Genomic DNA, 22,271 nt, shown 5'->3' with positions numbered 1-22,271 from the left:
TGTTGGTACGGGCAGAGAAATGGGGCACCGGCCCTTGCAATTTAGTTAATGTGCATAACCACTTAGGTTACGTACGTTAAGGTACGCAGCCTTAACCATCTAAGTCCCGGAAAGAGCATCGAGCGTCGGGCGGATGCCCGAGAGATCATAGCCGGCGGCGTGACCCGCCGTGACCAGTTCAGCCGAGTCGCGACCCCCCTTGGCACTGGCGAGCGCCCACAGGTTGCACGACCGCGTGCCCGAGCGGCAATAAGCGAGGATCGGGCCATCGGCTTCGGCGAGTATGTCGGCCATCGCATCGAGCTGGGGATGGCTGAACCCGGCATGGGTGATCGGGATGGCGTGATAGGCGAGGCCCGCCGCCGCTGCGGCTTCGGCGATGGTGTCGCCGCCCGGCTGGCCGGCTTCCTCGCCATCGGGGCGGTTGTTGACGATGGTGGTGAAGCCCTGTGCCTTCAGCGTCGCGACATCGTCGGCGGTGATCTGCGGGCTGACCGAGATTCGGTCGTCGATACGGCGGATTTGCATCGGGCGAGGATAGCGAGCCTGGGTGGGGCAGGCAAATCTTCGCCGGGGAGGGGGGGCATGGCGGAGGGGAGTAGGCGCGCAGCGCAACCGTGCCGTATGGCGACACCCCCCTCCACCAGCTTCGCTGGTCCCCCTCCCCGCGGAGCGGGGAGGATTTAGTGTTGTTTGATGACGCTCAGGAACGCGTCGCCATAGGCCTGCAGCTTCTTTTCGCCGACGCCGGTGATCCGGCGCATGCCGCCGATCGTTTGCGGGCGGTCGGTGGCCATGTCGCGCAGGACCGAATCGTGGAAGATGACATAGGGCGGCACGCCCGCCCCCTGCGCCAGTTCGCGGCGTTTGGCGCGCAGTGCCTCGAACAGCGGATCGCCGGTCGGGTTGGGCGTCGTGCCGCTGCCGCGCCGCCGCCGCTCGCGCTTCGGCGGGACGATCAGCGACAGCGTGTCGCCGCCCTTCAGCAACCCGCGCGCGGCGGGGCCGAATTCCAGCCCGCCATGGTCGTTGGCGCGGAGCGCATCGCGCAGTTGCAGTGCGCGGCCGACGGGCTTGAGCAGCGCGACCTCATCGCCGTCGACGATGTTCCACACCGACAGGTTTTCGTGGCCGTTGGTCAGGCTGCGCTCGGTCGACTGGCCGGTCAGCACCTGTTCGATATAGGTCGCGCCGAACATCATGCCGGTGCGGAATACCGCCGAGAGATATTTCTGCGCGACCTGCGTCGCGTCGACCGCATTGGGCGGGGTCAGGCAATTGTCGCAATTGCCGCAAAATTCGGGCGGCGACTCGCCGAAATGGCGCAGCAGGATCGCGCGGCGGCAGCCGGCGGTCTCGACCAGCGCGCCCAGTGCGTTCAGCCGCTGTCGCTCGCCGGGCTGGCGGGCGGGTTCGACCTCGCCGATCCGCTGGCGCGCGCGGGCGAAGTCGTCGGCACCCCAGAACAGATGCGCGACCGCCGGATCGCCGTCGCGGCCGGCGCGGCCGGTTTCCTGATAATAGGCCTCGATCGATTTCGGCAGCCCGGCATGGGCGACGAAGCGGACGTCGGGCTTGTCGATTCCCATGCCGAAGGCGATGGTGGCGACCATCACCATGTCTTCGGATGCGACGAAGTCGTGCTGGTTGCGCTGGCGCACGGCGGGATCGAGGCCAGCGTGATAGACGCGGGTCGGCCGCCCCGTCTTGGCCAGCGCCTCGGCCAGTCGCTCGGTCCCGGCGCGCGACTGGACATAGACGATGCCGGGGCCGGGGGTGGCGGCGATCACGTCGGCGATCTGGCGCGTGCCCTGATCGCGCGGGGTGATGTGGTAGCGGATATTGGGCCGGTCGAAGCCGGCGACGATCAACCCGTCCTGCGGAATGCCGAGCTGTTCGAGGATATCGGCGCGGGTATGCGCGTCGGCAGTGGCGGTCAGCGCCAGCCGCGGTACGTCGGGGAACTGATCGAACAGCGGGCGGAGCAGGCGATAGTCGGGGCGGAAGTCGTGGCCCCATTCGCTGACGCAGTGCGCCTCGTCGATCGCGAACAGCGCGAGGTTGCCACGGGCCAGCAACTCGCGGAAATCGCTGCCCGAGGCGCGTTCGGGCGCGACATACAGCAGGTCGAGCTCGCCATCCAGAAACCGGCCGCGCGTCTCGGCGCGATTGTCGTCGGCGCTAGTCAGTGTGGCGGCGCGGATGCCGACCGCGGTGGCGGCGCGCAACTGGTCGTGCATCAGCGCGATCAGCGGCGATACGACGACGCAGGTGCCGTTCAGCATCGTTGCGGGCAGCTGATAGGTCAGCGATTTGCCCGCGCCGGTCGGCATCACCGCCAGCGTGCGTTCTCCGGCGAGGACACGGTCGACCACCTGCCGCTGGACGCCGCGAAAGTCGGGAAAGCCGAAGGTCGATTGCAATACGGGGATCGGGTCGAGCGCCATTGCCCTCCACCTAGGGATGCGGACCTCGGGCGTCGAGGGTTAAGGCACCCGGACGGCGCGCCAGTCGTCGCCGGTGATCGCCGCTTCGCCGACCGTGCCGGTGTAGCTGCGGCCGGCGGCGGTGAAGCGGATCGCGGTGCCGCGCAGGGTGCCGGTGATTGCGGCGGCACCCAGCGTGCCGGCCACGTCCTGAAACCGCTGGTCGAAGTGCAGCGGCACCTCGCGTCCGTCGGCCAGGGTGGCCCGCCAGTCGCCGCCGGCGACGGCAGGGACGATCCACAGATAGACCCGGCGATCGGCGACCAGCCGTTCCGCGTCGGCGCGCCATTCGCCCATGTCGAAGGCGTGGGTGACGATGCGCGTGCCGGGGCGGAGTTCGGTCAGCAGGCGCGGGCGTAGCGCAAGGTTGATCCGCGGCAACAGGTACATCGTCACGACGCTGGCGTCGCGGAGCGGCACGTCGAACAGATTGGCGCGGGTGAAGCGGGCGCGGTCGCCGACCTCGTAGAGCGCGGCATTGCGGCGGGCGCGCTCGACCAGCGTGGCGTCGATCTCGACGCCGCTGGCGCGCGCACCGAGGCGGGCGGCGGCGATCGGAATGCGGCCGTCGCCTGACCCCAAGTCGATCAGCGTGTCGTTCGCCCCGACCTGCGCCATCGCCAGCATCGCGTCGACGACCGGCTCGGGGGTCGGGACGTAAGGGACGTCGTAATCGGGTTCGCGCGCAGCGATGCCCTGTCCGCGCAGGATATCGCCCATGCCGTCGCCATAGGGGGTGGTGCAACCGCCAAGCAGCAGCAGCACCAGCAGCAACGTCCTCACGCGGTCGCCGCCGTCCGCAGCCAGTCGGCGGTTTCGACCGGGTGGGTGACGGGGATCATGTGGCCGCCCGCGATCGTGGTGAGCGTCGCGCCGGGGATCATCGCGGCGGTGCGGTCGCCCTGTTGCTGCGGATTCAGCAACTGGTCGTCCCGGCCGTACAGGATCGCGACCGGCAGGCCGATCGATGCGTAGCGTGCCGCCATGCCGGATACCGCGCGATTGGCGTCGTCGATCTCGAACGCACCCGCCTGATAGCTGGAGGGCCGCAGCGCGACGAGGCCGCCGCCGCGCGTGCCGAAGTCCATCGGCACCGCGTCGGGGGCAAAGACATGCTTGGCGACAAGCGGGCCGGTTAGCGTCGTCAGGGGTACGCCGACCGTCCAAGCGGCCAGCCCGCGCAGCGGGGCGGGTGGCGCCTTGCCACGGAAGATCGGCGGGATATGGTCCATCGGCTGGGTCAGCGGTGCGATGAGCGCGAGCCCACGGACCTTTTGCGGATGGTTGAGCGCCAGGGCCAGCGCGACCGCGCCGCCCATCGAATGGCCGACCAGCAACGGGCGGTCGAGCCCCAGCGCGTCGATAAGGTCGGCGACCATGCGCGCCTGTTCCTCGATCGGCGGATGGCTGCCATCGACGCTGCTATGCCCCCAGCCGGGCCGGTCGACGAGGATCAACCGGTGATCGGCGAGTTCGCCGGTCAGTGCGTAGGAAAAGTTGCGAAGCTGTCCGTACAGGCCGTGCAGCATCACCATCACCGGGCCATCGCCACCGGTATCGACATAATGCAGCCGCCCGCCGGGGACATCGACGAAATCCCCGTCGGCCGGCACCATCGCTTCCGAAGCACTCGCGGCGAGCGCGGTCCACAGCGCGAGGCCGCCGCCGATTAGCGCCGTGGTCGTTACCGCTTTTTTCAGCCCGTCGTTCACCGATCGCTCTCCCGCTTTGCCCTGGCCGATACGCGCGGGGGGCGGGGAGTGTCCATCGGATACGGTTTCCAGGTTCAAGGCGAAACCGTTCGTGCTGAGTAGGGGCTGAGCGAAGTCGAAGACCCGTATCGAAGCACCTTACCACCAACGGTCCTTCGATACGCCCCTTCGACAAGCTCAGTGGCTACTCAGGACGAACGGCTGGTTAAAGTAATGAGTCACGCCTCGGCCAGCGCCGCCTCGCGCTCCGCCGCCTGTCGCGCCCACATTTCGGCATAGGTGCCATTCGCGCGGAGCAGTTCGCCGTGCGATCCGCTTTCGACGACGCGGCCGCCCTCCAGCACGACGATGCGGTCGGCATGGACCACCGTCGACAGGCGATGGGCGATGACGATGGTCGTGCGCCCGCGCTCGATCGCCTCCAGCGTCGCGAGGATATCGGCCTCGGTCCGGCTGTCGAGCGCGCTGGTCGCTTCGTCGAGGATCAGCACCGGCGGGTTCTTGAGCAAGGTGCGGGCGATCGCGACGCGCTGTTTCTCGCCGCCCGACAATTTCAGGCCGCGTTCGCCGACGCGGGTGTCGAACCCTTGCGGCAGGCTGGCGATGAACGGCGCGATCGACGCGCCCTGCGCGGCGCGCGCGATACCGTCGGCGGTCGCATCGGCGCGGCCGTAGGCGATGTTGTAGCCGATCGTGTCGTTGAACAGCACGGTATCCTGCGGCACGATGCCGATCGCGCTGCGCAGCGACGCCTGCGCGACGGTCGCGATATCCTGTCCGTCGATGGTGATGCGGCCTGCCGTCGGATCGTAGAAGCGGAACAGCAGGCGGGCGAGCGTGGATTTGCCCGCGCCCGACGGGCCTACCACCGCCAGCGTCGTGCCCGGCGGAATGTCGAGATCGATGCCGTTCAGGATCGTGCGGCCGTCGCCATAGCCGAAGCCAACCCCTTCGAAGCGGACATGGCCGCTGCTGACGGCGAGGGCGGGTGCGCCGGGGGCATCGACGACCTCGGCGGGGGTGTCGATCAGGTCGAACATCGCGCCCATGTCGACCACCCCCTGCCGCACGGTGCGATAGACCATGCCGAGCAGGTCGAGCGGGCGGAACAACTGGGTCAGCAGCGTCGATACCAGCACGACGTCGCCGGCCGAAAATGCGCCGCGCGCCCAGCCGAACACCACCAGCGCCATGCCGCCGCCCAGCATCAGCGCGGTAATCAGCGCCTGGCCGATATTGAGCAACGCCAGCGAATTTTCGGACTTCACCGCCGCATCGGCATAGCTGGCGACGGCGCGGTCGTAGCGGGCCGCCTCGCGCTCCTCGGCGCCGAAATATTTGACGGTCTCGAAATTGAGCAGCGAATCCACCGCATGCGCGACCGCGCCCGTGTCGAGGTCGTTCATCCGTTCGCGCAAGCTCGATCGCCAGTCGGTGACCCAGCGGGTGAAGGCAATGTAGAACACGACCATCGCCACCGTGCCGACAACCAGCCAACTGCCGAAGCGCGAGCCGAAAATCCATAGCACCAGCCCCAGTTCGAGGATGGTCGGCGCGATGTTGAACAGCAGGAAATACAGCATCGTGTCGATGCTCTTCGTGCCGCGCTCGACGACCTTGGTCACCGCGCCGGTGCGCCGTTCGAGATGGAAGCGCAGCGACAGCGCATGGAGGTGGCGGAACACCGACGCCGCCAGCCGCCGCGTCGCATCCTGCCCGACGCGTTCGAACACGACGTTGCGCAGATTGTCGAACAGCGTGCCGGCAAAGCGCGCGGCGGCATAGCCGGCGACCAGCGCCACCACCAGCCACAGCGCGTCGCGCGACCCCGCCGCCATGGTGTCGATCGCACCCTGCAAGGCGAAGGGCGCGCCGCGGACCTGCACGACCTTCGACGCGACGACCAGCGCCAGCGCGGCGACGATGCGTATCTTCAGGCCCGTGGCGCCGGCGGGCCAGAGATAGGGGAGGAATCGGCGGAGGGTCGCCAGCATCGGCCGGGTCGGACCGGAGGCGGTTGCGGTATCGGGAGGCATTGCAAGCGCCATTTGGGGAACCGGGCGCGCCCGCGCAACGCTTCGTCGGAACAAGCCGCTGCCGAATGTATTGAATCGCACGGTAGGAGACGATCGATGGCACCACTGGTCTATGTAATGGCGATCCTCGGTTGCGGTGACGACGGCGCTGCATGCAGTCGCGAACGTACCGTCCCGGTCAGCTATGCGAGCGTGGCGGAATGCCAGGCGGCGGTGCCGACGATGCTCGCCCGCAACACGGACCTGTCCTATCCGGTCATCAGCGCGTCGTGCGAGGGCGGCGACGCACAGATTGCCAGCAATCGGCCACGGGCGAAGCGCGACGCAGGCTGACGCTTGACGTCGAACCTGCTTCGGCATACTTACAGCAATGTAAGTAACGGAGTCGGTGATGGCGACGCAGGGGATCGAAACGGTGCAGCCGATGCGCCGCGATTGGGGCACGGCATGGGGTGCGTTGCGGCGTCTGCTGGCCGATGGCAACGATACCGTGCAGGTATTCCGCATCATGCGGGCGCTGAACGCCGATACCAGCCATCGCAATTATGCGCGGTTGCTGGCCGAACCGGGCGGTGGCCGGATCGCCTACGACCATGTCGAACTGACTCGGCGTTTTTCCGACCGGGCGTGGATCGATGCGCTGCCGGAGGGTAGCGTCGGTTCGCATTACCGCGCCTTTCTCGACCGCACGGGTTTCTCGGCACAGGGGCTGGCCGAGATCAGCTATGCCGACGGGGAGGGCTGGCAGGACGCGCCGCATCCGGTCGCATGGTTCGGTCGGCGCGAGCGCGACGTTCATGATATCTGGCACATACTGACCGGCTATACGGCCGAGGAGCATCTGGGCGAGGCGTGTCTGGTCGCCTTTTCCTATGCGCAGACCGGCGGACTGGGCTGGGCGGCGATCGGGCTGGGCGCAGCGCTCAAATCGTTGCGGGTGACCGGCGAGCGGGCGTTCGCGAAGGCGGTGTGGGAAGGATATCGCCACGGCCGCCGCGCGCGCTGGCTGCATGCCGAGGACTATGAGGCACTGCTGGCCGAACCGCTCGATACGGCACGGCGGCGGCTGAACATTGCCGAGCCGGTAGCGTACCACGCCGCGCAGCAGCGTCTACGCGAACAGGGGTTGCAGGGTATTTAGAGCAGGTTTCGACCGGCCGGATCGCTCTCACGCTTATGCGGCGGCGCCGCTTCCCCCTCTCCAAGCGGGAAAGGGAAAGGGCGAGAAGGGACGCGCTTACTTCGCCAGTGCTGCGCTGGCCTTGGCCTCGCCCGCGTCGCGGACCGCCTTGGCCCGGGCTTCGGCCTGCTGTTCGACCAGCTTGGCCTCGTCGCGCATCGCATCGGCACGGACCTTCAGCCGTTCGGCGTCATAGCCGGGCGCCTGCTGCGCCTGATTGAGCAGCCCTTCCGCCTCGACCTTCATCTGCGCGGTCTGGTTTTCGGCGGCAGCCTCGATCGCGTCGGCTTCGGCATCGGCCTGATCGCGCAGCTGTTCGGCCTGCTGCTGCTGCGGGGTCTGCGATCCGCAGGCGGTGAGGGCGAAGGCGGCAGCGGCCGCGAGAGCGAAGCGGGTCATGGCATATCCCTGTTGTATTTCGACAACCCCAATCCCCGGCGGCGCGGAAAGTTGCGTTCGTATAACATGGGCGCGGTCATGACGGGTTCCGTCGGGCGGGGCGGGGCGGTAACGGTCGGCCGCAGATGCTGACCCGCCTGACCCTGACCGACTTTCGCAATCATGCGGCGGCGACACTCGAACCGGGACCGGGTTTTGTGGTGCTGAGCGGCCCGAACGGCGCGGGAAAGACCAATGTGCTGGAGGCGGTGTCGCTGCTGGCGCCCGGACGCGGGCTGCGCCGCGCCGCGCTGTCGGACATGGCGCGCGAGGGCGGGGCGGGCGGGTTCGGGATCGCGGCCGAACTTGCGGATGACGTTCGGCTGGGGACGGGCACGCAGGCCAATGCCCCAGAACGGCGGATCGTGCGGGTCAACGGGGCCGGCGCGTCGGCGACGGTGCTGGCCGAATGGCTGTCGGTCCTGTGGCTGACCCCGGCGATGGACCGGCTGTTCGTCGAGCCGGCGGGCGAGCGGCGGCGGTTCCTCGACCGGATGACGCTGGCGCTGTTGCCCGGCCATGCCGCGCAGGCGACGCGCTATGACGCGGCGATGCGGCAGCGCAACCGGCTGCTGGCCGAGGACGTCGCGCCCGATCCCGATTGGCTGTCGGCGCTGGAGGCACGGATGGTCGAACATGGCGTGGCGCTGGGCGCGGCGCGGGCCGAGTGCGTGGCGATGCTCGACGGGCGGATCGCCGATACGCCGTCCACCGATTTTCCGCGCGCGGCGCTGACGATGGAGGGGTGGCATGGCGATGCCGCACTGTTCGCGCGCGAGCTGGCGGCCGGACGCGCGCGCGACGCGGCGGCGGGGCGGGCGCTGAACGGACCGCATCGCGCCGACCTGATCGTCACCGACCGCGACCGGGGGCAGGCGGCGGCGCGCTGTTCGACCGGCGAGCAGAAGGCGTTGCTGCTGGGACTGGTGCTGGCCCATGCCGAACTGGTCGCCGAGCGCGCCGGGCGTCCGCCGGTGCTGTTGCTCGACGAGGTCGCGGCGCATCTCGACCCGGCGCGGCGCGCGGCGCTGTTCGCGCGGGCGGCCGGGGTGGGGCAGGTATGGCTGACCGGGACCGAAGCGGGCCTGTTCGCCGACATTCCCGCCGATGCGACGCGGTTCCACGTCGCGCAGGGACTGGTTCAGTCGACCGGCGCGTAGAAGCGCAGTTCGTTCGGGATCTTCTCCGGGGCTTCGCCCTGTACCCGCGCCATCGCCGCCGCGATCGCATAGCCGAGCCCGGCGGTATAGAAGGGCTTGGCGACGCAGCCGAGGATCAGCGGATGGTCGGCGACGTCCGGACAATTGCCGCTGAGGAACAGGCAGGGAATGCCGCGTGCGGCCAGCGCCACCGCGACCGTACGCCCTGAATCGCCCTGTGCCAGCCGCACGTCGCACAGCGCGAGGTCGGGGCGATCGGCATCGGCCAGCGCCAGCGCGCCCGCCTGCGTATCGGCGACGCCAGTGACGATATGACCGTGCAGGGTCAACGCATCCTCGACCAGCATGGCGACGAGCGCCTCGTCCTCGACCAGCATGATCCGCAGCTTATCGGCCATAGGCACGTTCCGGAATCGAGAGGGTCAGGCGGTCGGTACCGTTGCGCGTCAGCGTCGCGCGCAACTGGCGCGACAGGCCCCGGACCAGCCGGCCGTCGTCGATCGATGGCCTGGACACGCCCATGGCGGGGCCGATCAGCGCGATCTCCATCGCTTCGCCCCCGGCATCGATCGCGACACGCGTCAGCGCGTCGGGATCGGGGTCGAGCATCGCATGGACCAGCATGGCGACGGCGGCGGCCTGTTCGATCGGCAGGCAGGCGGTACCGTGCGCGGTGACCTCGATCGGTTCGCCGTCGCCGCGTTCGGTGATGGCGTCGAGCAGCGCGGCGATGTCGATCGAGGTGGGTGTATCGGTGGCGTAGAGCGGGCGGTGGGCGGTAGCGAGTACCTCCAGCCGTGCGGCGGCGGCGGCCAGCGCTGCCTTCGCCGCATCGTCGGCGGTATCGGCCGCGCCGAGCCGGACGACCGCGACCGCGGTCTGCAACGCGTTGCGAACGCGGTGGTTGAGTTCGCCGAGCAGCCGTTCGCGGGTCGCGATCCCCTCGCGCAGTTCCGCCTCGATCTTCAGCCGATATTTGGCGAGCGCGACATAGTGGCAGACAGTGTGGAGGAAGGCGAGTTCGTCGGCGTCGAACCGGTCGGTCCAGCGCCGCCCGAAGCCGAGCGTGCCGAGCAGCGTCGATCCATGCACCAGCGGCGTACAGGCATAGGCATCGATGCCGAGATCGCGGACGAAGCCGGTCAGCGGATCGTCCGATGCCTGCACGCGGAATGCCTGGATCGGGCGGCGTTCCTTGGCCGCAAAGCCGCAAACCGCCTGCCCTACCGCCAGCCGCGCGCCCGCGGCGGCCTCCGCCTCGGTCAGCCCGGCGTGCGCGACCAGCGTCAGACCGTCGGGGTCGAGCCGATAGTTAAAGAAGACGTCAAGTCGCAATTCGTCGGAAATGAGCGCAAACAGGTCCTCGACCATCGCCGCCGGGTCTTCGGCGGCCAGCATCCGGTCGGCTGCCTCGCCGAGCAACCGCAACTGGCGGCGCGGCAAATTGTCGACCGGATCGGCAAGATGCGGACTGCCGGGAGTCGCGCCGAACGGGGCGAGATCGTTCATGTTCCGGCATGTACGGCCTTCACCCGTCGGATTCCATAGCGAAAACAGGCAAAACGGACCATGGCTTGACCATGACGCCGCCGTCGCCTATCTACTGCGGTGCAGCGACGCTTTTCAGGCAGCGTGATCGGACCTTGATGGTCTCGGCTCCGCGTCGATGCTCAACCGGCTTCCCTAGTCACGCGGGTCGCAATTTTTGCCCCGCCATCCGTGCGCCCATCGTGTGCGCCGCACGGATGCCGGACCTGTTTATAGGAACTACCATGTCCTTCCAGTCGCTTGGCCTGTCGAAGTCGATCCTCGACGCGCTCGCCGCCAAGAATTACGAAACCCCGACCCCGATCCAGCGCGACGCGATCCCGCTGGTGCTCGAAGGGCGCGACCTGCTCGGCATTGCTCAGACCGGCACCGGCAAGACCGCCGCCTTCGTGCTGCCCTCGATCGACCTGCTGGTGAAGGCGAATGTCCGTCGCCGGCCGATGCGCTGCCGGATGCTGGTGCTGGCGCCGACGCGCGAACTGGTCAGCCAGATTGCCGACAATGCCCGCGCCTATGCCAAGCACAGCAAGCTGACCGTCGCCACCGTGTTCGGCGGCGTGCCGGTCGCGCGCAACATTCGCGACGTGGCGTCGGGCGTCGACATCCTCGTCGCGACGCCGGGCCGGTTGCTCGACCTGATCGACCAGAAGTGCCTCGGGCTGGGCGAGCTCGAAATCCTCGTGCTCGACGAAGCCGACCAGATGCTCGATCTCGGCTTCATCCATGCGCTGCGCCGCATCGTGTCGATGGTGCCCAAGTCGCGCCAGACGCTGTTCTTCTCGGCCACCATGCCGAAGGACATTCGCGAACTGGCGGATAAGTATCTGACCGATCCCGCGACGGTGCAGGTCACGCCGGTGTCGTCGACCGCCGAGCGGGTCGAGCAATTCGTCACCTTCGTGCAGCAGACCGAGAAGCAGGCGCTCCTCACGCTGTTCTTCCGCAATACCAAGATCGACCGGGCGCTGGTGTTCACCCGCACCAAGCATGGCGCCGACCGCGTCGTGAAGCTGCTGGCGGCGAACGGCATTGCGTCGAACGCGATCCATGGCAACAAGTCGCAGCCGCAACGCGAAAAGGCGCTGGCGGCGTTCCGTGACGGCACCGTGCCGATCCTCGTCGCGACCGACATCGCCGCGCGCGGCATCGACGTGTCGGGGGTCAGTCATGTCGTGAACTTTGAACTGCCCAACGTGTCGGAACAATATGTCCACCGCATCGGCCGCACGGCGCGCGCGGGTGCGTCGGGCGTGGCGTTCAGCTTCTGCGCGGACGATGAGCGGCCGTTCCTGAAGGGGATCGAGCGGCTGACCAAGCAGAAGGTCGAGGTCGTGCCGCTGCCCGACGATTTCCTGCAGCAGAGCGCGCAAATCAAGGCGAGCCGTGCGCCCTATGCGCCCGACCGGCCCGAGCGTCTGCCCAGCGAGCGCGGTCCGGCGCGGCCGCGTGCGACGCATGCCCATGGCGCCAAGCCGGCGCAGGGTCGTGGCGGTCCGGCGCGCGGCGGTCAGTCGCAGCGCGGCGAAGGGCAGGGCGGTGGCCGTCCGCCGCAGCGTGAAGCCGGTGCCGGTGGCGGCGGCCGTCCGGGTGGCGGCGGTCGTGGTCGCGGCGGTCGTGGCCGTGGCGGCGGCGGCGCTCCCCGCGCCACGGCGTAACATTTCCAAATCCTCCCCGGCACGGGGAGGGGGACCAGCCACAGGCTGGTGGACGGGGATGTCCGCGAACGATACGGTTTCGTATGCCGCACCCCCCTCCACCACCGCTTCGCGGCGGTCCCCCTCCCCGTGCCGGAGAGAATTTTTACAGTTCGCGCAATGCCCTTGCCGGTCGCGCGCTCAGGATCGGCAGGGCGCCGAGCAGACCGATGCCGACGGTAACCCCGACCCCGGTCGCGAGCGTCAGGCCGATCGCGCGATAGTCGGGCAGCCAGTCGAACGCGAACAGTTCGACCACGACATACCAGCCGCCGGCGATGCCGATCGCCGCCGCCAGCGCGGCGAGGATCGCGGCGAGCAGCAGATATTCGAGCGCCTGTGCCGCCAGAATCTGGCCGCGGGTGGCGCCAAGCGTCTTCAGGATCACCGAATCATAGGTCCGCGTCTCGCGCGCCGCGGCGATCGCCCCGATCAGCACGGCGATGCCGGCGAGGATGGCGATGCCCGCCGCAGCCGCGATGGCAGTGGCCATTTGCGACACGATATCGCGGACTTGCCCAATTACCTCGCGCACCTCGACGACCGAGGTCGAGGGGAAGCGCGCCGACAGCGCACGCAGGATGACGCGTTCGCGGCCGGGGGGCATGGTGATGGTAGCGGCAAGGTTGTGCGGAACGTCGGACAGGGCGTTGGGGCTGAATACCATCACGAAATTGAAGCCCATATTGTCCCATTCGATCTTGCGGAACGAGGCGATCGTCGCGGTGCGTTCCTGTCCGGCGACGCTGATCGTCAGCGGATCGCCGAGCTTCAGGTTCAGCGCTTCGCCCATGCGTTCGTCGACCGATACCAGCGGTTTGCCGGCATAGTCCGCAGGCCACCATCGACCCGCGACCAGTTCGCTGCCGGGCGGCAGGGTGCGGGCGAAGGTCAGGCCGCGTTCGCCGCGCAGCGCCCAAGCGCCTTCGGGAATCGTCTTCAGGTCGGCGACGCGGGTGGTGCCATAGGCGGTGATCGTGCCGCGCATCAGGGGGACGGTCTGGATATCGGCGTCGGGCTGGAAGTTGACGATAGTTGCACGGAACGACGATTCCTGCGCCGGGGGCACGTCGAGCGCGAAGAGGGCGGGGGCGCGGGCCGGGACGGTGCGTGCGATGTTGGCATCGAGGCTGGTGCGGATCGTCGCCAGCAGGACGAACAGGGTCAGGCCGAGCCCGAGCGCCACGACCAGTGCGCCGGTGCGCGCGCCGGGGCGGTGCAGCGCGCTGACCGCTAGGCGCAACAGGGGGCGGCGGGGGCGGGGCAGCCGCGCCGCGGCCCAGCGGATCGACCAGCCAAGTATCGATAAAATAAGGAGAAGTCCGGTTGCGGCCGCGAGGAAGGCCGCGCCGAACCACGGTCGTTCGCTGGTGGTCAGGACTAGCGCGACGATGCCCGCGAACGCCGCGCCCATCCAGATCGCCGCCTTCCAGCGGGGTGGTTTGCGAGGGTCATGGACGCCCCGCAACAGTCCTGCGGCGGGGACTGCGCCTGCCGCCAACAACGGCGGGGCGGCGAAGGCGAGCGCAATCAGCAGGCCATAGGCGGCGGCCTGTAGCAACGGCAGGGGCTGGATCGCGAAGCGTGGCGCGACCGGCAGGACGTCGCCTGCGACCGCGACGATCAGCGGCACGGCGGCGACGCCGATCGCGAGGCCGATGGCGATACCGATCGCCGAGACCGCCATGATCTGAAGCAGATAGACGCGTGCGATCAGGCCGGAGGTCGCGCCCAATACCTTGAGCGTGGCGATGCTCGAACGACGGGTGGCAAGGTAGCTCGACACGCCGTTGCCGACGCCGATGCCGGCGATGACCAGCGCGGTGAGACCGACCAGCACCAGAAATTCGCCCATGCGCGTCAGGAAGCGTTCGGCCCCCGGCGAGGCGCGGTCGCGGGTGCGGCTGTCCCAGCCCTGCGCCGGATAGCGGTCGGTAAACGCCTTGATCGCCTGCGCCGGATCATAGCGGCTGGCGATGCGGTATTTGCTTTCATACAGGCTGCCGGGCGCGATCAGGCCGGTGCGCTGTAACCCCTCCAGCGAGACCAAAGCCACTGCACCTAAAGTAAAACCTTCGCTCAGCCGGTCGGGTTCGTCGGCGATGATCCCGGCGACGGTGAAGCGCGCGGTGCCGAAGCGGACCGGACCGCCGACACGCAGTTTCAGCCGTTCGACCAGCGCGGGGCCGACATAGGTTTCGGTGGGCAAGAGCGGGCGGGCGGTGCCGGTTTGCAGCGTCAGCGTGCCGTAGAGCGGATAGACGCGGTCGACCGCTTTCAGTTCGATCGGGGCCGTTTCCCCGTCGAAGTTGACACCCATCGACTGCATGCGCAGCGTTTCGGACGCGCGGCCCAGTTTTTCCATCGACCGCCGCTCGGCATCGCTGGCGGTCCGCTGCGACACCGAGAGTTCGAGATCGCCGCCCAACAGGCTGCGGCCACGGGCGGATAGCTCGGCGGTGATCGATTGGGTGAGGCTGCCGATCGCGGCCAGCGCGCCGACGCCGAGGATGAGGCAGACCAGCAACAGGCGGAGACCGCGGAAGCGGGCATCGAGTTCGCGGCGGGCGAACTTCCACGCGAGACGCCATTCGGTCATGCGATGGCTCCGCGATCGTCGTGCCGCCGGCCAAGCTCGTGCCGTACCCCGGCGGAGGCCGGGGTCCAGTTGCGAAGGCTTGCCGGTAGGTTGCTGCCGTCCCCCAACTGGGCCCCGGCCTTCGCCGGGGTACGGAAGGGCGGTCGTCTCATCGCCCCGTATCCCGTGCGATGCGACCGTCAGCGAGTTCGACCACCCGGTCGCAGCGTTCGGCCAGCGCCGGATCGTGGGTGATGACCAGCAATGTCGCCTGCGTGGCGGCGCGGCGTTCGAACAGCAGGTCCATGATCGCATGGCCGGTCGCGCGGTCGAGATTGCCGGTCGGTTCGTCGGCGAAGACCAAGGCCGGGCGTCCGGCCAGCGCGCGGGCGATGGCGACGCGCTGTTGCTCGCCGCCCGACAACTGCGTCGGATAATGGTGGAGGCGATGGCCGAGGCCGACCGAGGCCAGTTCGGCCTCGGCACGGGCAAAGGCGTCGGCGACCCCGGCCAGTTCCATCGGCACCGCGACATTTTCCAATGCGGTCATCGTCGGCAGCAGGTGGAAAGCCTGTAGCACGATGCCGATCCGGCCGCGCCGCGCGCGGGCCAGATCGTCCTCGCCCATCGCGCCGAAATCGGCGCCGGCGACATGGACCTGTCCGCCGCTGGCGCGCTCCAGCCCGGACAGCACCGCCATCAGCGACGACTTGCCCGATCCCGATGCGCCCAGCAGTGCGACGCTGGTTCCGGCGGGGACGGCAAGGTCGATGCCGTGCAGGATGCGGGTCGCGGCGTCGCCTTCGCCGAGCGTCAGGGTGACACCGCGCGCGTCGATGACCATATCGTTCGAAACGGATTGCATGGAGTGTTTTCGCCAGTGACGAAGCAGGGACCCACATATGCGGGCGCGTTCGCCATTCTCCAAGGCGCGTTGCTGCTGTCGGGATGCAACCAGCCCGATTTGTCGGAAGCCAATGACGCGACGCCGGTGAACGTCGCCGCTGATGCGACGCCGACCCCGGTCGCTTCGCAGGCGCCGGTGGCCGGGCCGGAGCGGCTGGTGCTGGCGTTCGGCGACAGCCTGTATGCCGGATATGGCCTTGCCCGCGGCGACAGCCTGCCCGACGATCTGCAGGATGCATTGCGTGCCGAGGGCATCAATGCGCGGGTGGTGAATGCCGGGATTTCGGGCGATACCAGCGCGGCGGGGCGGCAGCGGCTGGTCTACACGCTCGACCGGCTCGACCGGAAGCCGGACCTCGTGCTGGTGGGGCTGGGCGGCAACGACCTGCTGCGGCAGATCCCGCCGGCCGAGACGCGGGCGAATTTCGTGGCGATGCTCGACGAATTGCAAAAGCGCAGCATTCCGGTGGTGCTGACCGGCATGATGGTGCCGCCCAATCTGGGGCCGGACTATGCCGCGGCGTTCAACCGCATCTGGCCCGACATGGCCAAGCGCTATGACGCGACGCTCGATCCGTTCATCCTGGCCGGAGTGATCGGCAATCGGGCGTTGATGCTGCCCGATGGCATCCACCCGAATGCGCAGGGCGTCGACCGGATCGTGGCCCGGCTGGGGCCGGTGGTGGCCGGGCGGTTGCGGGCGATCGATCCGGCGGGGTGAGAAGGTTTTTCCCCTCGCCCCTCGTAGAGGGGAGAGGGTTGCGCAGACTTGGTCTTTGCGTGGCAAAGGCTTAGTCGGAGCTGGGTGAGGGGTGATGCGCTCGCCCGAGCGAGCGCGCGAGCCTTTGGCTCGCCCGACCCCTCTCCCAAGCTGCGCTAGCCAGCACGCTGGCAAGCTCCGCTAACCCCCTCCCCTATCGAGGGGAGGGGATGAATAGGGACCATGGGCGCATGGAACGGACGTCCGATCGTCCTCACAAACCACCGCTCCGATTTCAGTTGGCATCCTCCACCTAATATCGTATACGAAAAACACGATCATGGAGGATGATGTGGTTTCTGGTTCGAGCATGTGGACGGGCGTCTATCCCGCAGCGACGACGCAGTTCGCGGCGGATGGTTCGGTCGATATCGACGCGACGCAGCGTGGATTGGTAGCGTTGGTCGAGGACGGTGTCGACGGGTTGATCCTGCTCGGCACCTGTGGCGAGAATAATTCGCTCGACGTCGAGGAAAAGCATGCGGTGCTGCGCGCCGGTGTCGAGGCGGTCGGCGGACGCGTGCCTTTGGTATGCGGCGTGTCGGAATTCACGACGCGCCGGGCGGCGGCGTTCGCGAAGGAGGTCGAAGACATCGGCGTCGACGCGCTGATGCTGTTGCCGGCGATGGTCTATGTGCCCACGCCCAACGAACTGGCGACGCATTTCCGCACCGTGGCGGAAGCGACCGGGCTGCCGATCATGCTGTACAACAATCCGCCCGCCTATCGCGTGTCGGTCGATTTCGCGACGCTCGAACTGCTTGAGCCGGTCAAGAACATCGTCGCGGTCAAGGAAAGCGCGCCCGATCCGCGCCGCTTCACCGACGTCATTAACCGCTTCGGCGACCGTTACATCGTGATGGCTGGGCTGGACGATGTCGCACTGGAGGGGATGTTGCTGGGTGCCAGCGGCTGGGTGTCGGGCCTGACCAGCGCCTTCCCGCAGGAATCGGTCGCGCTGATCGCGGCGGTCGATCGCGGCGACTGGGAAGAGGCGCGGCGCATCTATCGCTGGTTCATGCCGCTGCTGCACCTTGATGCCGAGCATGACCTGGTCCAGTCGATCAAGCTGGCCGAGGAGATCATGGGTCGCGGGTCCGAACGCGTTCGCTTGCCGCGCCTGCCGCTGGAAGGCGCGCGCCGGGCCGAGGTGATCGCGATGGTCGAGAAGTGCGCGGCGACGCGGCCGGTGCTCAAGGCGGCGCCCGTCTCCACCATCGCCGCCTGATGCGGCACACCTTCTTCTGCATCGACGGCCACACGGCGGGCAATCCCGTCCGTCTGGTGGCTGGGGGCGCGCCGCTGTTGCGGGGTGCCAGCATGGCGGAGCGGCGCCAGGATTTCCTGGCGCGCTTCGACTGGATCCGCACCGGGTTGTGCTTCGAACCGCGCGGGCACGACATGATGTCCGGCGGGTTCCTGTACCCGCCGTGCGGCGATGCGGATGCGGCGATCCTGTTCATCGAGACGTCGGGCTGCCTGCCGATGTGCGGGCACGGCACGATCGGGATGATAACCTTCGGGCTGGAACACGGCCTGATTACCCCGCGCGAGCCGGGGCGGTTGCGCATCGAGGTGCCGGCCGGGGTGATCGATATCGATTATGTCGCGGAGGGTAATCGGGTCCGTTCGGTGAAGATCCGCAACGTGCCCGCCTATCTGGCGAAGCGGGGACTTGAGATCGACGTGCCGGGCTTCGGGCCGCTGTCGATCGATGTCGCCTATGGCGGCAATTATTACGCGATCATCGAGCCGCAGGAGGCCTATACCGGGCTCGACGATCTGGGCGCGGCGCGGATCGTGGAACTCAGCCGAACGATCCGCGAACTGGTGCGCGCGGTCTATGAACCGGTGCACCCGACGGAGCCGACGATCCGCGGGGTCAGCCATGTGCTGTGGGCGGACAAGCCGAAGGGCGAGGGGGCGGACGGGCGCAACGCGGTATTCTATGGCGAGCGCGCGATCGACCGCAGCCCGTGCGGGACCGGCACCTCGGCGCGCCTCGCGCATCTGGCGGCGACCGGACGGTTGCGGGTCGGCGACCGCTTCGTGCATGAAAGCTATATCGGCAGCCGCTTCGTCGGGCGGGTCGAGGCGGAGACGATGATCGGCGACCAGCCGGCGATCGTGCCGTCGATCGAGGGGTCGGCAATCGCGACGGGTTTCAACACGATCTGGATCGATCGCGAGGACCCGTTCTTCGCCGGCTTCACGGTGGTGTGACGCAGAACAGATCACAAAGGGGAGCGGGGCTTGGCACGAGGGATATGGGGGCCGCTGAAGCCCCTCGACGCAGGCGATGCGGAGCCGGATCGCAAATTGCGCAAGACGCTGAGCTGGCCGCATCTGATCGCGCTCGGCATCGGTGCGATCGTCGGGACCGGCATCTATACGCTGACCGGGGTTGGTGCGGATCGCGCCGGGCCGGCGGTGATCCTGTCCTTCGCGATCGCGGGGGCGGTGTGCGCCTGCGCGGCGCTGGCCTATGCCGAGATGGCGACGCTGATCCCGACCGCGGGCAGCGCATACACCTACAGCTATTCGGTGATCGGCGAAGGCGTGGCGTGGGTCGTCGGGTGGAGCCTGATCCTCGAATATTCGCTCGCCTGTTCGACGGTCGCGGTCGGCTGGTCGGCCTATCTGGTCGGGTGGCTGCAGAGCGCGGGCGTGCAGCTGCCGGCGATGCTGTTGTCGGGGCCGCATGGCGGGGGAATCGTGAACCTGCCGGCGGTGCTGGTGGCGCTGGGCATTGCCGGCATGCTGGTCGCGGGGACGCGCGAGAGCGCGACGTTCAACATCGTGCTGGTCGCGATCAAGATGGTCGCGCTGGCGGTATTCGTCGCCTTTGCGCTGCCGGCGTTCAACGGCGGCAATTTCGAACCGTTCATGCCGTACGGCTTTGGCAGCCAGGTGCAGGGCGGGGCGACGCGCGGGGTGATGGCGGCGGCGGCGATCGTGTTCTTCGCCTTTTACGGCTTCGATGCGGTCGCGACCTCGGCGGAGGAAGCGCGCAATCCGGGGCGTGACCTGACGATCGGGATCATCGGGTCGATGGCGGCGTGTACCGCCATCTATATGGGCGTCGCGGTCGCCGCGATCGGCGCGGTCAGCTATATCGATCTCGGCCGCTCGGCCGAGCCGCTGGCCTATGTGCTGCGCACGCTCCAGCATCCCTTTGCCGCATGGGCGATCGGGCTGGCGGCGCTGATCGCGCTGCCGTCGGTCATCCTGGTGATGATGTATGGGCAGAGCCGCATCTTCTTCGTGATGTCGCGCGACGGGTTGCTGCCGCGAAGCCTGAGCCGCGTGTCGGCGCGGACCGGGTCGCCCGCGCTGGTGACGATGGTGACCGGCGTGTTCGTGGCGGCGGTGGCCGGCTTCTTCCGGCTCGACGAGATTGCCGAACTGGCCAATGCCGGCACGCTGCTGGCGTTCATCGCGGTGGCGACGTGCATGATGGTGCTGCGCCGGCGGGCGCCCGAGCTGAAGCGCGTATTCCGTTGCCCGGCGCCGTTCGTGGTGGGGACGCTGGCGATCCTCGGCTGCGTGTATCTGCTGGTCAGCCTGCCGACGCAGACGCTGGTGCGCTTCGGGCTGTGGAACGTGGTCGGCGTGCTGTTCTACCTCGCTTATGGTCGCACGCGCAGTCTGGTGCGGACGCGCGGATGATCGAGCGGGCGATCGTTATCGGCGATGGCGTGGTCGGGCTGAACGTCGCGCTGGCGTTGCAGCGGCGCGGCACGCGGGTGACGATCGTCGCCCCCGATGCGCCGTGGCGCGGCGCGTCATGGGGCAATGCCGGGCATATCGCGGTCGAACAAGTCGAGCCGCTCGCCTCGCTGGCGACGATCCGCAGCGTGCCCCAGCGGTTGTTTTCGCGTGGAGGCGCGCTGGCGCTGCCGCCGGCCGCGATCGGGGCATGGCTGCCCTTTGCGCTGCGGATGCTGGCGGCGGCGCGGCCGGCGCGGTTCCGCAGGGGCAAGGCGGCGCTGTCGGCATTGCTCGCGACCGCGATCCCGGCATGGCGACGGGTGCTGGCGGAAGCGGGCGTGCCCGACCTGCTGCGCGTCGACGGGCATTTCGTGGTGTGGGAGACGCCCGCGACCGCCGCGCGCGGGCGGGCGGCGTGGCTGGCGGCCGATACCGGCACCGCCAGGGTGCGTGACGCGACGGCGGGGGAATTGGCGCAGCTGGCAACACTGACCCGCGTGCCGGTCGCCGGTGCGGTGCGGTTCGAGGGCAGCGGGCAGATGACCGACCCGACCGCGCTGGGCAAGGCGCTGACCGCCCGGATCGCGGATCAGGGCGGGACGTTCGTCCACGGCCGGGTGCGGGCGGTGGCGCGCGACGGGCGGGTAACGCTGGACGACGGTACGACCCATGAAGCCGATGTCGCGGTGATCGCCGCCGGCGCCGCCTCGGCCGCGCTGGTCGCGTCGCTGGGTCTGAAGGCGCCGCTGATCGCCGAGCGCGGCTATCATGTCGAGGGCGATCCCGGCGACTGGCCCGCCGACCTGCCGCCGGTGGTGTTCGAGGATCGCTCGATGATCGTCACCCGCTTCGCCGACCGGCTGCGCGCGGCGAGCATCGTCGAATTTGCCCGCATAAATACCCCGCCCGACGGGCGCAAATGGGCGCGGTTGCGCGCGCATGTCGCCAGCCTCGGCCTGCCGCTTCGCGAACCGGTCGAACCATGGATGGGCGCGCGCCCGACGCTGCCGGACTATCTGCCCGCGATCGGGCGGCAGGGGGCGGTCGCCTATGCCTTTGGTCACCAGCATCTCGGCCTCACACTGTCGGCGACGACGGGCGAGGCGCTGGCAGCGCTGTTGCACGGCGAGACACCGGCGGTCGACCTGACTCCGTTCGATCTCGGACGCTTCGCATGAGCCGCGATTGCGGGTTCCGCTACCGTCAAGCTAAGGGACCGCACCCGGCATCCTCCGACCGGGAAAGGCGCATCGCATGACCGGCATCATCATCCGCAACCTGTCCGACCAGCTCGTCGATCTGGTCCGCGAACGCATCCTTGCCGGCACGGTCGAGCAGGACCGCGCGATCCGCCAGGATGCGCTCGCCGCCGAGCTGGGCGTCAGCAAGATTCCGCTGCGCGAAGCGCTGACCCGGCTGGAACAGGAAGGGCTGCTGCGCTCGCGCGCCAATCACGGCTATTTCGTCCGCGAACTGACCATCGCCGAGGCGGAGGAAGTCTATGCGCTGCGCCTCCGCCTGGAACCCGAGGTAGCGGCGTTGGCGGCGACGCGCGCGACCGACGACGAGCGCGAGACGGCGATGCGGACGCTGGCCCGGCTCGATGCCGCGACCAACGCGCATGGCGACGGGGTCGGCGCGTTCAACCGCGCCTTTCACCTCGCGCTGCTGCGCCCGTCGCGCCAGCCGATTACGACGACGATGCTGGAGCGGCTGCACGTGCTGGGCGAGCGTTACGTGCGGAAACATCTCGAACCGCTCGGCCGCGACCAGCGCGCAAACGACGAACATGCCCATCTGCTCGACCGCTGGCTGGCACGCGATGCCGTCGCTGTGCGCGATGCGATGTATGCGCATATCGAGCAGACGGTGCTCGACCTGCGCAGCCAGTTCCAGCCGGACGTGCCGACGATCTGAACCGCCGTTGCCGGCTCGCATATTCACGCACCTTCGGCACGACCGAACCAAAGCCAAAATGGGCGAGGTCTGCATCGAAAGCATAGCCGTCGCCGCATCACCGCAATTATCATACGCGTACATCGTATAATATATTTGATGAATC

General features: G+C 68.5%; 20 protein-coding genes. 10 read left to right on the top strand and 10 right to left on the bottom strand.

Annotated features, from left to right (window positions below; all coding sequences use genetic code 11):
- Window positions 1-99: 99 nt before the first annotated feature.
- From MF607_RS10690 to MF607_RS10670, 5 genes are all read right to left on the bottom strand, one after another.
- Entirely contained in the window at window positions 100-528 is a 429-nt protein-coding gene (locus tag MF607_RS10690; RefSeq protein ID WP_242118422.1) for a protein tyrosine phosphatase family protein, read from the bottom strand.
- Between the two features lie 155 nt (window positions 529-683).
- Complete coding sequence (recQ, locus tag MF607_RS10685) at window positions 684-2,447, bottom strand: DNA helicase RecQ (RefSeq protein ID WP_242118420.1); 1,764 nt, start codon at window positions 2,445-2,447, stop codon at window positions 684-686.
- A gap of 39 nt (window positions 2,448-2,486) precedes the next feature.
- On the bottom strand, window positions 2,487-3,269 hold the full coding sequence (locus tag MF607_RS10680) for a class I SAM-dependent methyltransferase (RefSeq protein ID WP_242118417.1): 783 nt from the start codon (window positions 3,267-3,269) through the stop codon (window positions 2,487-2,489).
- Complete coding sequence (locus MF607_RS10675; protein WP_242118415.1) at window positions 3,266-4,198, bottom strand: alpha/beta fold hydrolase; 933 nt, start codon at window positions 4,196-4,198, stop codon at window positions 3,266-3,268. Before MF607_RS10675 ends, MF607_RS10680 begins: the two co-directional genes overlap by 4 nt.
- Window positions 4,199-4,416: 218 nt before the next feature.
- Window positions 4,417-6,234, bottom strand: a complete 1,818-nt coding sequence (locus tag MF607_RS10670) for an ABCB family ABC transporter ATP-binding protein/permease (protein ID WP_242118413.1) — start codon at window positions 6,232-6,234, stop codon at window positions 4,417-4,419.
- A gap of 96 nt (window positions 6,235-6,330) precedes the next feature.
- Here MF607_RS10670 and MF607_RS10665 point away from each other — a divergent pair, with 96 nt between their 5' ends.
- Window positions 6,331-6,567, top strand: a complete 237-nt coding sequence (locus MF607_RS10665) for a hypothetical protein (protein ID WP_242118411.1) — start codon at window positions 6,331-6,333, stop codon at window positions 6,565-6,567.
- 58 nt (window positions 6,568-6,625) lie between these two features.
- Entirely contained in the window at window positions 6,626-7,375 is a 750-nt protein-coding gene (locus tag MF607_RS10660; protein WP_242118408.1) for a ubiquinone biosynthesis protein COQ4, read from the top strand.
- Window positions 7,376-7,471: 96 nt separating this feature from the next.
- Here MF607_RS10660 and MF607_RS10655 read toward each other — a convergent pair whose 3' ends face one another.
- On the bottom strand, window positions 7,472-7,813 hold the full coding sequence (locus MF607_RS10655; protein WP_242118406.1) for a hypothetical protein: 342 nt from the start codon (window positions 7,811-7,813) through the stop codon (window positions 7,472-7,474).
- A 125-nt stretch (window positions 7,814-7,938) separates the two neighbouring features.
- On the opposite strand from MF607_RS10655, the gene recF reads away from it, so the two are divergent.
- On the top strand, window positions 7,939-9,012 hold the full coding sequence (gene recF / locus MF607_RS10650) for a DNA replication/repair protein RecF (protein WP_242118398.1): 1,074 nt from the start codon (window positions 7,939-7,941) through the stop codon (window positions 9,010-9,012).
- Here the strand turns inward: recF and MF607_RS10645 are convergent.
- Window positions 8,994-9,410 (bottom strand): response regulator, encoded by a 417-nt coding sequence (locus MF607_RS10645; RefSeq protein ID WP_242118395.1) that lies wholly within the window; start codon window positions 9,408-9,410, stop codon window positions 8,994-8,996. The genes recF and MF607_RS10645 overlap by 19 nt on opposite strands.
- Window positions 9,400-10,521 carry a histidine kinase dimerization/phosphoacceptor domain -containing protein gene (locus tag MF607_RS10640; RefSeq protein ID WP_242118393.1) on the bottom strand — a complete coding sequence of 374 codons (1,122 nt, stop codon included), beginning with the start codon at window positions 10,519-10,521 and terminating at the stop codon, window positions 9,400-9,402. Before MF607_RS10640 ends, MF607_RS10645 begins: the two co-directional genes overlap by 11 nt.
- 263 nt (window positions 10,522-10,784) lie before the next feature.
- On the opposite strand from MF607_RS10640, the gene MF607_RS10635 reads away from it, so the two are divergent.
- Window positions 10,785-12,215: a DEAD/DEAH box helicase gene (locus tag MF607_RS10635; protein WP_242118392.1), complete on the top strand. Its 1,431-nt coding sequence runs from the start codon at window positions 10,785-10,787 to the stop codon at window positions 12,213-12,215.
- 145 nt (window positions 12,216-12,360) lie between these two features.
- Here the strand turns inward: MF607_RS10635 and MF607_RS10630 are convergent, their stop codons facing one another.
- Window positions 12,361-14,853, bottom strand: a complete 2,493-nt coding sequence (locus MF607_RS10630; RefSeq protein WP_242118390.1) for an ABC transporter permease — start codon at window positions 14,851-14,853, stop codon at window positions 12,361-12,363.
- A 148-nt stretch (window positions 14,854-15,001) separates the two neighbouring features.
- Window positions 15,002-15,697, bottom strand: a complete 696-nt coding sequence (locus MF607_RS10625) for an ABC transporter ATP-binding protein (RefSeq protein WP_056455720.1) — start codon at window positions 15,695-15,697, stop codon at window positions 15,002-15,004.
- A gap of 15 nt (window positions 15,698-15,712) precedes the next feature.
- Here MF607_RS10625 and MF607_RS10620 point away from each other — a divergent pair, with 15 nt between their 5' ends.
- The 6 genes from MF607_RS10620 (at window position 15,713) to MF607_RS10595 (ending at window position 22,126) form a co-directional block, all read left to right on the top strand.
- On the top strand, window positions 15,713-16,459 hold the full coding sequence (locus MF607_RS10620; protein WP_431311930.1) for an arylesterase: 747 nt from the start codon (window positions 15,713-15,715) through the stop codon (window positions 16,457-16,459).
- 319 nt (window positions 16,460-16,778) lie between these two features.
- Window positions 16,779-17,726, top strand: a complete 948-nt coding sequence (locus MF607_RS10615) for a dihydrodipicolinate synthase family protein (RefSeq protein WP_242118388.1) — start codon at window positions 16,779-16,781, stop codon at window positions 17,724-17,726.
- Window positions 17,726-18,721, top strand: coding sequence for a 4-hydroxyproline epimerase (locus MF607_RS10610; protein ID WP_242118386.1), 996 nt, complete (start codon window positions 17,726-17,728; stop codon window positions 18,719-18,721). Before MF607_RS10615 ends, MF607_RS10610 begins: the two co-directional genes overlap by 1 nt.
- Before the next feature lie 30 nt (window positions 18,722-18,751).
- Complete coding sequence (locus MF607_RS10605) at window positions 18,752-20,167, top strand: amino acid permease (RefSeq protein WP_242118384.1); 1,416 nt, start codon at window positions 18,752-18,754, stop codon at window positions 20,165-20,167.
- Window positions 20,164-21,387, top strand: a complete 1,224-nt coding sequence (locus MF607_RS10600) for an NAD(P)/FAD-dependent oxidoreductase (RefSeq protein ID WP_242118381.1) — start codon at window positions 20,164-20,166, stop codon at window positions 21,385-21,387. Before MF607_RS10605 ends, MF607_RS10600 begins: the two co-directional genes overlap by 4 nt.
- A 76-nt stretch (window positions 21,388-21,463) precedes the next feature.
- Complete coding sequence (locus tag MF607_RS10595; protein WP_242118379.1) at window positions 21,464-22,126, top strand: GntR family transcriptional regulator; 663 nt, start codon at window positions 21,464-21,466, stop codon at window positions 22,124-22,126.
- The last annotated feature ends 145 nt before the right edge of the window (window positions 22,127-22,271 follow it).

This window comes from Sphingomonas lacusdianchii, assembly GCF_022664395.1.
Lineage (GTDB): Bacteria > Pseudomonadota > Alphaproteobacteria > Sphingomonadales > Sphingomonadaceae > Sphingomonas > Sphingomonas lacusdianchii.
Note: the sequence above shows the minus strand (reverse complement) of the source record. Positions and strands in the feature narration are given on the sequence as shown.